Source organism: Streptomyces sp. bgisy027 (genome assembly GCF_057710365.1).
Genome location: NZ_JBYIVZ010000009.1, coordinates 198560 through 212488 on the forward strand (window position 1 = coordinate 198560; position 13929 = coordinate 212488).

General features: G+C 70.4%; 10 protein-coding genes. 6 read left to right on the forward strand and 4 right to left on the reverse strand.

Features of this window, described 5'->3' with window-relative positions; translation table 11 throughout:
• The first annotated feature begins 51 nt into the window (after nt 1–51).
• Entirely contained in the window at nt 52–2508 is a 2457-nt protein-coding gene (locus AC3ETA_RS12390) for a DNA gyrase/topoisomerase IV subunit A (protein ID WP_432192898.1), read from the forward strand.
• Between the two features lie 6 nt (nt 2509–2514).
• On the opposite strand, the gene AC3ETA_RS12395 is transcribed toward AC3ETA_RS12390, so the two are convergent.
• Nucleotides 2515–3666: a CobW family GTP-binding protein gene (locus tag AC3ETA_RS12395; protein WP_432192899.1), complete on the reverse strand. Its 1152-nt coding sequence runs from the start codon at nt 3664–3666 to the stop codon at nt 2515–2517.
• 322 nt (nt 3667–3988) lie between these two features.
• Between AC3ETA_RS12395 and AC3ETA_RS12400 the strand changes: the two genes are divergently transcribed.
• The 5 genes from AC3ETA_RS12400 (at nt 3989) to AC3ETA_RS12420 (ending at nt 9038) form a co-directional block, all read left to right on the forward strand.
• Nucleotides 3989–4540: a DUF6082 family protein gene (locus tag AC3ETA_RS12400; protein WP_432192900.1), complete on the forward strand. Its 552-nt coding sequence runs from the start codon at nt 3989–3991 to the stop codon at nt 4538–4540.
• Nucleotides 4541–4692: 152 nt separating this feature from the next.
• Complete coding sequence (locus AC3ETA_RS12405) at nt 4693–4929, forward strand: hypothetical protein (RefSeq protein ID WP_432192901.1); 237 nt, start codon at nt 4693–4695, stop codon at nt 4927–4929.
• A 245-nt stretch (nt 4930–5174) separates the two neighbouring features.
• Nucleotides 5175–6119, forward strand: coding sequence for a ferredoxin family protein (locus AC3ETA_RS12410; RefSeq protein WP_432192902.1), 945 nt, complete (start codon nt 5175–5177; stop codon nt 6117–6119).
• A 559-nt stretch (nt 6120–6678) separates the two neighbouring features.
• Complete coding sequence (locus AC3ETA_RS12415) at nt 6679–8361, forward strand: ATP-binding protein (protein WP_432192903.1); 1683 nt, start codon at nt 6679–6681, stop codon at nt 8359–8361.
• Complete coding sequence (locus AC3ETA_RS12420; protein ID WP_432192904.1) at nt 8358–9038, forward strand: response regulator; 681 nt, start codon at nt 8358–8360, stop codon at nt 9036–9038. The genes AC3ETA_RS12415 and AC3ETA_RS12420 overlap by 4 nt, the downstream gene beginning before the upstream one ends.
• Nucleotides 9039–9298: 260 nt before the next feature.
• Here AC3ETA_RS12420 and AC3ETA_RS12425 read toward each other — a convergent pair whose 3' ends face one another.
• The 3 genes from AC3ETA_RS12425 to AC3ETA_RS12435 form a co-directional block, all read right to left on the reverse strand.
• A complete protein-coding gene (locus tag AC3ETA_RS12425) occupies nt 9299–10891 on the reverse strand; it encodes a solute symporter family protein (RefSeq protein ID WP_432192905.1) in 1593 nt (530 codons plus the stop codon).
• Nucleotides 10888–11349 (reverse strand): DUF485 domain-containing protein, encoded by a 462-nt coding sequence (locus AC3ETA_RS12430; protein WP_432192906.1) that lies wholly within the window; start codon nt 11347–11349, stop codon nt 10888–10890. Before AC3ETA_RS12430 ends, AC3ETA_RS12425 begins: the two co-directional genes overlap by 4 nt.
• Nucleotides 11350–11615: 266 nt before the next feature.
• Nucleotides 11616–13739: a DNA gyrase/topoisomerase IV subunit B gene (locus AC3ETA_RS12435; protein ID WP_432192907.1), complete on the reverse strand. Its 2124-nt coding sequence runs from the start codon at nt 13737–13739 to the stop codon at nt 11616–11618.
• Between the last annotated feature and the right edge of the window lie 190 nt (nt 13740–13929).

The window sequence follows — 13929 nt, forward strand, 5'->3', positions numbered from 1 at the left end:
CACAATGGTCCGCGTCAGATCCGTCCACGCTTCAGCAAGGAGCCGGCAGCGATGGCCCGCCGTAGCACGAAGACCCCGCCGCCCGACGAGTCGTACGAGGAGAAGATCCTCGACATCGACGTCGTCGACGAGATGCAGGGCTCCTTCCTCGAGTACGCGTACTCGGTCATCTACTCCCGCGCCCTGCCCGACGCCCGCGACGGCCTCAAGCCGGTGCACCGCCGCATCGTCTACCAGATGAACGAGATGGGCCTGCGCCCCGACCGCGGCTATGTGAAGTGCGCCCGCGTCGTCGGCGAGGTCATGGGTAAGTTGCACCCGCACGGCGACGCGTCGATCTACGACGCCCTGGTGCGCATGGCGCAGCCCTTCTCCATGCGCGTCCCGCTGGTCGACGGCCACGGCAACTTCGGCTCGCTGGGCAACGACGACCCGCCGGCCGCCATGCGGTACACCGAGTGCCGTCAGGCGCAGGCGACGAGCCTGATGACCGAGTCGATCGACGAGGACACGGTCGACTTCACCCCGAACTACGACGGCCAGGAGCGGGAGCCGGTGGCGCTGCCCGCCGCCTTCCCGAACCTCCTGGTCAACGGCGCGTCCGGCATCGCCGTCGGTATGGCCACGAACATGCCGCCGCACAACCTCGGCGAGGTCATCGCGGCCGCCCGCCATCTGATCCGCCACCCGAACGCGGATCTGGACACGCTGATGAAGCACGTCCCGGGCCCCGACCTGCCCACCGGTGGCAGGATCGTCGGCCTCTCCGGCATCCGGGACGCCTACGAGTCGGGCCGCGGCACCTTCAAGATCCGTGCCACGGTCGAGATCGAGACGGTGACCGCCCGTCGCAAGGGCCTCGTCGTCACCGAGCTGCCCTTCACGGTCGGCCCGGAGAAGGTCATCGCCAAGATCAAGGACCTGGTCGGCTCCAAGAAGATCCAGGGCATCGCCGACGTCAAGGACCTCACCGACCGCGAGCACGGCCTGCGCCTGGTCATCGAGATCAAGAACGGCTTCGTGCCGGAGGCGGTCCTGGAGCAGCTGTACAAGCTGACGCCGATGGAGGAGTCCTTCGGCATCAACAACGTCGCACTGGTCGACGGCCAGCCCCTCACCCTCGGCCTCAAGGAGCTCCTGGAGGTCTACCTCGACCACCGCTTCGAGGTCGTCCGGCGCCGCAGCGAGTTCCGTCGCAGCAAGCGCCGCGACCGGCTGCACCTGGTCGAGGGCCTGCTCACGGCACTCGTCGACATCGACGAGGTCATCCGGCTGATCCGCTCCAGCGAGAACAGCGCGCAGGCGAAGGAACGCCTGATGGAGCGCTTCTCCCTGTCCGAGATCCAGACCCAGTACATCCTCGACACGCCGCTGCGCCGTCTGACCAAGTACGACCGCATCGAGCTGGAGGCGGAGAAGGAGCGGCTCAACGCGGAGATCGCCGAGCTGACCCGGATCCTGGACTCGGACGCGGAGCTGCGCAAGCTGGTCTCCGCCGAACTGGCCGCGGTGGCGAAGAAGTTCGGCACCGAGCGGCGTACGGTCCTGCTGGAGTCGGCGGGCACCCCGGTCTCCGCCGTGCCGCTCCAGGTGGCCGACGACCCGTGCCGGGTGCTGCTGTCCTCGACGGGACTGCTGGCCCGTACGGCGAACGGCGACCCGTTCGCGGACGACGGTGACGCCAGGCGCTCCAAGCACGACGTGATCGTCTCGGCGGTGCCCGCCACGGCCCGCGGCGAGGTGGGCGCGGTGACGTCCATGGGCCGTCTGCTGCGGATCAACGTCATCGACCTGCCGCAGCTGCCGGAGACGGCGTCGAGACCGAACCTCGCGGGCGGCGTGCCGCTGTCGGAGTTCGTGTCGCTGGAGGACGGCGAGACGCTGGTCTGCCTGACCACCCTCGACGAGTCGTCGCCCGGCCTGGCGCTCGGCACCGCGCAGGGCGTCGTGAAGCGTGTGGTGCCCGACTACCCCTCGAACAAGGAGGAGTTGGAGGTCATCACGCTGAAGGAGGGCGACCGGATCGTCGGCGCGGTCGAGCTGCGCACCGGTGAGGAGGACCTGGTCTTCATCACGGACGACGCCCAGCTGCTGCGCTACCAGGCCGCACAGGTCCGCCCGCAGGGCCGCGCCGCCGGTGGCATGGCGGGCGTCAAGCTCACCGAGGGCGCGAAGGTCATCTCGTTCACCGCGGTGGACCCGGCGGCCGACGCGGTGGTGTTCACGGTCGCGGGCTCGCGCGGCACCTTGGACGACTCGGTCCAGACGACCGCCAAGCTGACGCCGCTCGACCAGTTCCCGCGCAAGGGCCGCGCCACCGGCGGTGTCCGCTGCCAGCGGTTCCTGAAGGGCGAGGACTGCCTGTCCCTGGCCTGGGCGGGCGCCACTCCGGCACGGGCCGCGCAGAAGAACGGCACGCCGGCCGAGCTGCCGGAGATGGATCCGCGCCGCGACGGCTCGGGTGTGTCGCTGGCGAAGACGGTGTCGGTGGTGGCGGGGCCGGTGTAGACCGGCCTAGACCACCAGACCCGACTGGTCGGACAGGTCGTCCGGGCCCTGCCCGTCAGGGTCCTGCCCGTCAGGGTCCTGCCCGTCAGGGTCCTGCCCGTCAGAGTCTTGGACATAGCGCAGAACGCCCCACATGCCGTGCTCGTCGGCCGCGTGTGGGGCGTCGCTCCTGCACCCCTCCAGATCCTTGGCCAGGGCGCCCGAGTCGATGCCGGAGCCGATCAGGACGAGCTGGGTGAGGCGAGTGTCGGTGTCGACGTCGGCCCACGGTTCCGGATAGAAGCGCAGGAACGGCCCGACAGCGTGCACGGCGTAGCGGTTCGCGGTGTCGTGCGGCCCGAAGTCGACGTACCCCTTGATCCGGTACAGCCCCTCGGACCGACCGTCCAGGAACCCCATCAGCCGCCGCGGATCGAGAGGCTGTTCGGAGACGAAGGACAGGCTGTCGTAGCCGGTGTGCAGGTGGCCGTGGTGACCGTCCTGGTCGTCGCCGTCGCCGGTGTGCTCGTGCAGGTCGTCGAAGGACAGCTGCCCGATGCGCTCCTCGCCCGGCCGGCAGTCGAAGAGGAACTCGGGGTCGATACGGCCGTAGGTGGCCGGGACGACGGCGGCCCGGTCGGCCAGCTCACGGACCAGTCCGAGGACGCGCCCGCCGTCCGCCGCCCGGTCGAGCTTGTTGACCACGACGAGGTCGGCGAGGGCGAGATGCCGGTCGATCTCGGGGTGCTTGGCGCGTGTGCCGTCGAACTCGGCGGCGTCGACGACCTCGACGAGCCCGCCGTACACGATGCCGGGATGCTCACTGGCCAGCAGCATGCGCACGAGTTCCTGGGGCTCAGCGAGCCCGCTGGCCTCGATGACGATGACGTCGATACCGGTGGACGGCCGGGCGAGCCGCTCCAGATAGACGTCCAGCTCGCTCGCGTCGACCGCGCAGCACAGACAGCCGTTGCCGAGGGAGACCGTGGAGTCGCCGAGCGCGCCCGCGACCGCCATGGCGTCGATCTCGATGGCGCCGAAGTCGTTGACGATGGCCCCGACCCGGGTGCCTCCGCTGCGGTGGAGGAGGTGGTTGAGCAGAGTCGTCTTGCCGGAACCGAGAAATCCGGCGAGAACGACGACCGGAATCTGCTGCGGGCCGGGGCTCTGCTGACTCAACGTGCGACCTTTCTCACGCCGACGGGTGCACCGGCTCGCGGCTCGGCGCACATACGGGATCTGAATGCCGACCCAGGATACGAGCCGGAAGAATCCCGGCGAAGTGAACGATTGTTAGCTGCACTTGCCGGGCAGACGTTGGGCATGGCGCCGGAGTGTGCGACCCTCGCATCCCTCTGTGCGCCTCCTCTCCGCCTCCCCGCCGATCAGAGCCGCTCGGCACTCTGGGAGACGGCAAGCGCCGCCCACCGCTCGCCGGTCCCCTCCAGTCGACCCGCACCCCGACGACCGGCGGACGGCCGCCTGATCGGGGGTAGTTGACATGGCCACACTGAATCACTTCTCGAGGGGGCTGCGCTCCGCCGCGCTCGCCCTCCTGGTCGCCACCGCGACGGCGACCGTGGCAGCGCATCGACGACGGTCGCAGGAGGCACGGCTACAGGAGAGGCAGCTGGAACTCGAGGAGTTGGCGATCCGCCGCAAGGCCCTGGCCCACCAGCAGCGCATGCAGTGGGAGTTGCTGGCCAGGGCGATCGACGACCCTTCACTCGCCGCGGTGATCGACACCTACGACAAGAGCATCCCGGTGGAGAGGCGCCGTCAGTTCTTCTATGCCAATGCCTGGTACGTCCATCTTTTCCATCTTCACCGGGCGGGAATTCTGGACCGGGAGGAGCTTTACAGGCATCTGCGTGAGTTCTTCCAGAGCCCGGTCTTCCGGGAGTACTGGGAGGCGTCGCAGCACATGCGCGCATCCCTGAACGACTCGTCCGAGGAAGCACAGCTGGGTTACATGGTCGACGGCCTGGTCAGGGACCTCGACGAGGCGGACACCGACGAGTGGTGGGTCGTCGGCGAACCGCCGGCCGACTGACCACGGCAAGGGGCCCTCCAAAGGTCAACAAAGAAGGAGCCAAAGGCGCGAGTGGGTGAGTTTTTCGCGATCAAGCCGCGTCACAATGAGAAACACCAGTACCCTGCTCCCCACCAGTATGTACAGCCCTTTGTTCCTAAGGACCGGTACCTTTGAAGATCGTGCGCCGCATTGGTGTGCCTCCAAGCGCCCGTGGCAGTAACTCTGGAGCGACCTGCCCGGACGTGTTCGAACTCAGCGACGGGAACTTCGCCGTCATCGGCACCGAGGCCACCGAGACGCTTGAGCCGGAGCTGCCCGCCGATGCCGCCCGCGCCGACTACGAGCGCATCGTCATCGTCAGCCGCGAGACTCTCATCCGCGCCAAGGCAGACATCCCCGACGCCTGACAGCCCCGCACGAGCACGCGTCCAACCGGACCCGTACCGTCCCACTTCCCGGTCGCAAGCCACCGTTGAGCGAGCCGGGCCAGCACCCACCCGGCGAGCAGCCGGTACCCCGTCACTGCTCGATCTCCACCGATGAGGCCTGGCGCCAGAACGGCACCAGGCCACACGCATGCCTGGTGCCCCTCGAACGGCACGGCGCCCCCTCGAACCCTCACGCCACGCCAAGTCAGGTTAGGCTCACCTCTGTGAGTACGTGTTCAACCGTCTCGCAGGACCTCGACGAGCCCATCGCGGGGACCGCGCCGACCACGACGACATGGCTGCTGCTCGAGCAGCCCGGTCCGTGGGGCGCCAGGGCGCTCACACAGAGCCACCTGGATCCCACGCTGGGCCGCGCCCTGGAGGCCGCTGCGCACGGCACGGGCGTACGTATCGCACTGATCCGCCGCCCCGGCCGGCACGCCGACTGCGGCGGGCCCGCCGAACGCCAGGTCTACGTCGCCCACACCGTCCCCGGCCACGTATGGCTGCACGCGGCCACGATCAGCGATCCCCAGCGCCTGCTCGACCTGGACTTCACCGCCCTCGGCATGGGCGACCACCACACCTTCGACTCGGTTCTCCAGGGGCAACCCCACACAGGCGACCCCCTCGCGCTCGTCTGCACCAACGGCAAGCGCGACCGCTGCTGCGCCCTGCTGGGCCGCCCGCTCGCGGCGGAGCTCGCCGCCTCCGGAGCGGACGGGGTCTGGGAGGTCACTCACCTGGGCGGACACCGTTTCTCCCCCACGCTGCTCGTGCTGCCGTACGGCTACGCGTACGGCAGGGCGCAGGCCCACGCCGTCAAGGAGGTCCTGCACAGCGTCCAGGAGGCCCGGATCGTCGTCGAGGGCTGCCGTGGGAACTCGGCCTGGGAGCGGCCCGGCCAGGCGGCCGAGCTGGCCGTCCGCAGGGCCACGGGCGAGGCCGCCGCCGAGGCGCTCAGCGTCGTACGGACCGAAGGCGCGGCCCCGCGCTGGGAGGTGACCGTCGCCCATGCGGACGGACGGCACTGGCGAGTGAGCGTGGCCCAGGGCACCTCCGCGCCGCCCCGCCCCGAGAGCTGCGGGACGTCGGTGCTCGGCTCGCCCGCACGCATGGACGTGATGGCGCTGCGCGAGCTGAGGACGACGACGGCGCTGGCGAGCTGACTCGGGGGGCAGGGCAGGGCAGCGGCGCCGCCCGGAGGGCGTGCAGTACGCCCTGCCCGACCCGCACACCCGTCCTGAGCCCTCCCACGTGCCCACACGACCCGCGCGGCCGTGCCCAGCCCTCCCACGTGCCGACACAACCCGCGCGGCCACCTTGAAGGTCCTCACGTGCTCACACGACCCGCGCGGCCGCCCTGAACCCTCACGTGCCCACACCGCCCGCACGCCCGCCCTGAACCCCCCTCACGTGCCCACACGACCCGCGCGGCCGCCCTGAACCCCCACGTGCCGACACAACCCGCGCGGCCGCCTTGAACCCCTCACGTGCCCACACCGCCCGCACGCCCGCCCTGAACCCCCCTCACGTGCCCACACGACCTGCGCGGCTGCCCTGGACCCCCTCACGTGCCCACACGACGCCCGCACGCCCGTCCTGAGCCCTCCCCCGGGCCGCGCGCCCCGCACGCCCCTCCGGACACCCCACCCACCCCTGTCCATCAGGAGATCAACGCCACATCCCTCTACGGCCCTCCCCGCACCCCCACGTACCGTCATGGGCATGAGCCCCACTCCCCCCGCCCGTCGCCTGCGCCTGCATCTGCCCCGGCGGATGTTCGCGCAGGTGCTGCTGATGCAGGTGGCGATCGCCGCGGGGGTCGCGGTGCTCGCGACCGGACTTTTTCTCGCCCCGCTCAGCGACCAGCTGGACGACCAGGCGATGCGCCGCGCGTTGTCGATCGCGCAGACCACCGCCGCCCAGCCGCAGATCGCCGAGGACCTGACGGATACGCCCGCGACGGCCGGCGGCCCGGTGCAGCGGGAGGCGGAGCGGATTCGTACGGCCACCAAGGCCGAGTACATCGTCGTGATGGACCGGCGTGGGGTGCGCTGGTCGCACCCCACCCCCAGCGAGATCGGCAGGCTCGTCTCGACCGACCCGGGCCAGGCCCTCGCCGGCCATGACGTGATGCAGATCGACAGCGGCACCCTGGGCCGCACCGCCCGTGGCAAGGTGCCGCTGCGCGACGACGACGGCAGGATCGTCGGCGCGGTCTCGGTCGGTATCGCCTACGACAGCGTGCGGGCCCGGCTGCTGCACGCGATCCCCGGGCTGTTCGCGTACGCGGGCGGGGCCCTGGCGGTCGGCGCGCTGGCCGCCTGGCTGATCTCCCGCCGGGTCCAGCGGCAGACCCGTGACCTGGCCTTCTCCGACATCTCGGCACTGCTCGCGGAGCGCGAGGCGATGCTGCACGGCATCCGGGAGGGCGTCGTGGCCCTCGACCGCGCGGGCCGTATCCGCCTCCTCAACGACGAGGCGCGGCGCCTGCTCGGCATCGGCGACGAAGCCGTCGGCCGCTCCCTCGACGAGGCGCTCGGCAAGGGCCGTACCGCCGACGTGCTCGCCGGCCGGGTGACCGGCACCGACCTGCTCACGGTCCGCGGCCAGCGCGTCCTGGTCGCCAACCGCATGCCCACCGACGACGACGGCGCCGTGGCCACCCTGCGCGACCGCACCGAGCTGGAGCAGCTCGGCAGGGAGCTCGACTCCACACGCGGACTGATCGACGCCCTGCGCGCCCAGGACCACGAGCACGCCAACCGCATGCACACGGTCCTCGGGCTGCTGGAGCTGGAGATGTACGACGACGCCGTGGAGTTCGTGGGCGAGGTCGTCGGAGATCACCGGGCCACCGCGGAGCAGGTCGCCGAGAGGATCCAGGACCCGTTGCTCGCCGCCCTGCTGGTGGGAAAGACGACCGTGGCGGCCGAGCGCGGTGTCGCGCTGAGCCTGGCGGACCGCACGGGGCTGCCGGACCGGCTGATCGACCCCAGAGGGCTCGTCACGGTCGTCGGCAACCTGGTGGACAACGCGCTGGACGCCGCCGCGGGCACGCCGCACGCGCGCGTGGAGGTCGAATTGCAGGCCGAGGGCCGTACCGCGACCCTCAGGGTGCGCGACACGGGACCGGGAATCCCCGAGGAGCAGCGCGAGTTGATCTTCACCGAGGGGTGGTCCACCAAGCAGCGCCCGGCCCACCGCGAACGCGGCATCGGGCTTCCCCTCGTCCGCAGGCTCGCCGAACGGCAGGGCGGCAGCGCGACGGTGGGCGAGGCGGCGGGCGGAGGCGCCGAGTTCACGGTGGTCCTGCCCGAGGCGCTGGCCGAGGCGGACCTGGAGCCGGCCCTCAGCGTGCCGTCGGATCCGCATCCGCACACCGTCGCCGAGGAGGAGTCGCGATGATCGAGGTCCTGGTCGTGGACGACGACACGCGTGTCGCGCGGGTCAACGCCGCCTACGTCGAGAAGGTGCCGGGCTTCCACGTGGCCGGCGAGGCGCACAACGCCGCCGAGGCGCTGCGCCGGGTGGAGGAGCTGCCTGAGCTGGACCTGGTCCTCATGGACCACTATCTGCCCGACGAGACGGGCCTCGCGGTCGTCCAGGAGATGCGCCGGCGGGGCCATCAGACCGACGTGATCATGGTCACCGCGGCGCGGGACGTCACGACCGTGCAGGCGGCGATGCGGCAGGGGGCGCTCCAGTACCTGGTCAAGCCGTTCGCCTTCGCCGGCCTGCGCGCCAAGCTGGAGGCGTACGCGGAGCTGCGCCGTACCCTCGACGGCGGCGGCGAGGCGGAACAGGCCGAGGTGGACAAGATCTTCGGCGCGCTGTCCGCCCCCACGGAGCCCGACCTGCCCAAGGGGCACTCCCCCACCACCGCGGAACTCGTACGCCAGGCGCTGATGAACTCCGAAGGCCCCCTGTCGGCCCAGGAGATCGCCGAGCGGACCGGCGTGAGCCGCCAGACCGCCCAGCGCTATCTCAAGCTCCTGGAACGCACCGGACGCGCCCGCCTGACCCTGAAGTACGGGGACGCGGGTCGCCCGGAACACCGTTACGTGTGGGCGACCCGCGCCTGAGGCACGGCCCGTGGGGGCGGGGGAAGGAACCGTGCCACCTCTTCATACGGATGCCGACCGCCGAATCGTCAGCCGACGGCTGGACGGGACGCGAAGGACGTCTCGGCGGTACGGCCGCGGAGAGCCTCGTACGACGACGGAGAGGACCGTTACGACGGCTACGACGGCCCTCACGGCCAGCACAGCCAGCACAGCCACCGGCAGGCACCGGCAGGCACCGGCAGGCACCGGCAGCCACCCGACGGAACATCGGCCCCGCCCTAGACCGCCCCCGCCCCCGTCAGCGACCGCACCTCGGTCTCCGCGTGCTTGGCCTCGTCGGGGACCTCCGCCGAGGTGACGGTGCCGAGCCAGCCCGCGACGAAGCCCAGGGGGATCGAGACGAGGCCGGGGTTCTGGAGGGGGAAGTACTGGAAGTCGACCCCGGGGAACAGCGATTCGGGGCTGCCGGACACCACCGGCGACAGCACGACGAGCACCACGGCCGGGATCAGCCCTCCGTACACGGACCAGACGGCTCCCCGTGTCGTGAAGCCCCGCCAGAACAGCGAGTACAGCAGCGCCGGAAGGTTGGCGGACGCGGCGACGGCGAAGGCCAGGCCCACCAGGAACGCGACGTTCAGGTCCCGGGCCAGCAGTCCGAGGCCGATCGCGACCACGCCGATGCCGACGGCGGCGACGCGGGCCACGGCCACCTCGCTGCGGGGCTTGGGGTGCCGGCGTCGTAGCGAGGCGTACAGGTCGTGGGCCACGGAGGCCGAGGAGGCGAGCGTGATGCCGGCGACCACGGCGAGGATCGTGGCGAAGGCGATGGCGGCGACCACGGCGAACAGAACCGTTCCACCGGTGGAGTCCGCGCCGCCGCCCAGGTCGAGGGCGAGGAGCGGTACGGCCGTGTTACCCGCCGCGTTCGACCCGCGTACCGCCTCGGGACCGACGATCGCCGCCGCGCCGAACCCGAGGACGATCGTCATCAGGTAGAAGCCGCCGATGAGCCCGATCGCCCAGACCACCGAACGCCGGGCCGCGCGGGCGGTGGGCACGGTGTAGAAGCGGGACAGGATGTGCGGCAGCCCCGCGGTGCCCAGCACGAGGGCGAGGCCCAGGCTGATGAAGTCGAAGCGGGCCGTCCAGTCACCGCCGTACTTCAGGCCGGGCGCGAGGAACGCGTCCCCGTGACCACTGCGTTCGGCCGCCGTGAGCAGCAGTTGGTCGAAGTCGCCGTGGAAGCGCAGCAGAACGAGCACGGTCAACGCGACGGTGCCGCCGAGCAGCAGGACCGATTTGACGATCTGAATCCAGGTGGTGGCCCGCATCCCTCCCAACGACACATAGATCACCATGAGTGCGCCGACGCCGATGACGGTCCAGGACTGTGCCGCCTCGCCCTTGCCCCCGAGCAGCAGCGCGACCAGGGTGCCCGCGCCCACCATCTGCGCCACCAGATACAGAACGGACACGGTGACCGAGGAAGTTCCCGCCGCGATCCGCACGGGCCGCTCGCGCATCCGCGCGGCGACCACGTCGGCGAGCGTGAACCGGCCGCAGTTGCGCACCAGTTCGGCGACCAGGAACAGCACCACGAGCCAGGCCACGAGGAAGCCCACCGAGTACAGCAGCCCGTCGTAGCCGAAGAGGGCGATGAGACCGGAGATGCCGAGGAAGGAGGCGGCGGACATGTAGTCGCCGGCGATGGCAAAACCATTCTCCGCGGGCGTGAAGAGCCGGCCGCCCGCGTAGAACTCCTCGGCGGAGCCACGCCGGTTGCGGCTCACCCAGGTGGTGATCCCGAGTGTGATCGCGACGAAAGCGCTGAACAGCAGCAGCGACAGCGACTGATGATCGACCGTCACGCGGCACCGCCCTTCGCGACGCGCGTCAACTCCTGCGTGTCCCAGCGCAGTTCGAGCGCCGCGTGATCCCGGCGCAGGCGCGCGTGACGGGCGTAGGCCCAGGTGAGCAGGAAGGTGGTGAGGAACTGGCCGAGTCCGGCGAGCATCGCGACGTTCACGGCACCCATGACGGGCCGCGCCATCAGCCCCGGCGCGGTCGTGGCCGCCACGACGTACGCCACGTACCAGGAGAGGAACACGACGACCGCCGGCACCACGAACCGCCGGTAGCGGCTGCGCACTTCGCGGAAGGCGGCGCTGCGCTGCACCTCCAGGTACACATCACCGGCCGGAGGCGGGGCGGCCTCGGGGGCGTCCGGAGCGTCCGACTCCCCCCATCCGGCGGCGAGGGCGTCGTACCAGGGATCGTCGTACCGCGCACCTGTGGCTTCGCGGGGACGACCATCGCTTGAGTGCATGCCCAAGCATGGACAGAACGGAAAGATCGCCGACCCGGCTTCCCCGCCCGCTTCACCCCATCAGGTGATTCAAACCGGAAGGACCAGTCAAGTCGGTAAATGTTCCCGCATCCCGCCGACGGCGTCAGACCCGCACAGGGGCCACCCGCACCCGACGATGAAAGCCGCACGGGCGGTGCGGCTGGGAACCCAAAAAACAGCCGAAGGCGAAGCCGAGGCCGAGGCCGAGGCCGAAACCCCGGCCCCGGCCCGGCCCGGCGCAGCGGCTACGCGTCGATGCGCGACCGGTCCAGCGTCGCCGCCGAACTGGAGATGAACTCCTTGCGCGGCGCCACGTCGTTGCCCATCAGCAGATCGAAGACCCGCTCGGCCGCCTCGAGATCGGTGAGGCTGATCCGCCGCAGCGTGCGGTGGCGCGGGTCCATGGTCGTCTCCGCCAGCTGGTCGGCGTCCATCTCGCCGAGACCCTTGTAGCGCTGGATGGTGTCCTTGTAACGCACACCCTTGCTCTGGAACTCCATGAGCTTGTCGCGCAGCTCGCGGTCCGAGTACGTGTACACGTACTTGTCCTGCCCCTTCTTGGGCTGGACCAGCTCGACCCGGTGCAGCGGCGGCACCGCGGCGAACACCCGGCCCGCCTCGATCATCGGCCGCATGTAGCGCTGGAACAGCGTCAGCAGCAGCGTCCGGATGTGGGAGCCGTCCACGTCGGCGTCGGTCATCATGATGATCTTGCCGTAGCGGGCGGCGTCGATGTCGAAGGTCCGGCCGGACCCCGCTCCTATGACCTGGATGATCGCGCCGCACTCGGCGTTCTTGAGCATGTCGGTCACGGACGACTTCTGGACGTTGAGGATCTTGCCGCGGATCGGCAGCAGCGCCTGGAACTCGGAGTTCCGGGCGAGCTTGGCGGTGCCGAGCGCGGAGTCTCCCTCGACGATGAACAGCTCGCTGCGGTCGACGTCGTCGCTGCGGCAGTCGGCGAGCTTGGCGGGGAGCGAGGAGGACTCCAGGGCCGTCTTGCGGCGCTGCGCGTCCTTGTGCTGGCGGGCCGCGATGCGCGTACGGGCCGCCGCGACGGCCTTTTCGAGCACCACGCGCGCCTGTGCCGCCGCGTCCCGCTTGGTGGACGTCAGGAACGCCTTGAGCTCCTTGGCGATCACCGTGTTCACGATGCGCCGGGCCGCCGAGGTGCCGAGGACCTCCTTGGTCTGGCCCTCGAACTGCGGCTCGGCGAGCCGGACGGTGACGACCGCGGTCAGGCCCTCCAGGGCGTCGTCCTTGACGATGTCGTCCTCGGCGACGCGCAGCATCTTCTTGGTGCGCAGGACCTCGTTCATGGTGGCGGCCACAGCCGTCTCGAAGCCCGCGACGTGGGTGCCGCCCTTGGGGGTGGCGATGATGTTCACGAACGACTTCAGGGTCGTGTCGTAGCCGGTGCCCCAGCGCATGGCGACGTCGACGCCGAGCTCGCGGGTGACCTGGGTGGGTGTCATCTGGCCGTGCTCGTCCAGGACCGGGACCGTCTCCCTGAAGGTGCCCTGACCGGTGAAGCGGAGGACGTCGCAGACCGGCTTGTCGGTGGCCAGGTACTCGCAGAACTCGCTGATGCCGCCGTCGAAGCGGAAGGACTCCTCGCCCTTGCTGCCGCCGTCGCCGAGACCGAACTCGTCACGGACGACGATGGTCAGGCCGGGCACCAGGAACGCGGTCTGACGGGCGCGCTGGTGGAGGTTCTCGAGGGAGAGCTTGGCGTCCTTGAGAAAGATCTGGCGGTCGGCCCAGTAGCGCACGCGCGTGCCGTTGCGCGTCTTGGGGATCTTCTTGGTCTTGCGCAGGCCGCTCTTGGCCTCGAACTTCGCGTTCGGACCCTCGGCGGCGAAGGCACCGGGGACACCGCGCCGGAAGCTGATGGCGTGGGTGTGACCGCTGCGGTCCACCTCGACGTCCAGCCGCGCGGACAGGGCGTTCACCACGGAGGCGCCCACACCGTGCAGACCGCCGGAGGCGGCGTAGGAGCCGCCGCCGAACTTGCCGCCGGCGTGCAGCTTGGTCATGACGACCTCGACGCCGGACATGCCGGTCTTGGGCTCGACGTCGACCGGGATGCCCCGGCCGTTGTCCCGGACCTCCACGGACCCGTCGTCGTGCAGGATCACCTCGATGTGATCGCAGTAGCCGCCGAGAGCCTCGTCGACGGAGTTGTCGATGATCTCCCACAGGCAGTGCATGAGACCGCGGCTGTCGGTGGACCCGATGTACATACCCGGGCGCTTGCGCACGGCCTCGAGCCCCTCGAGGACGAGCAGGTGCCGCGCGGTGTAGTTGGAACCGTCCCGGTCTGCTCCTGCCAGCAGCGCTGTGGACGGCACGGACGTCTCGGCGGTCACGCGGTTCGCTCCTCGCTGAATTTCAGGTTGCGCCCTGGTGGGTAGGGGCGCGGCTTCGGTCGCCGTCAAGAGGGTACCGAGGCCTGGTAGAGCCGTTGTAACGCCACCCTCGTACGAAACACAGACTAGTCCAGGGTCGCATAGGTGTTCGATCCCTCTATGGGGTGAAGTACATATCACGTTCCCTTCC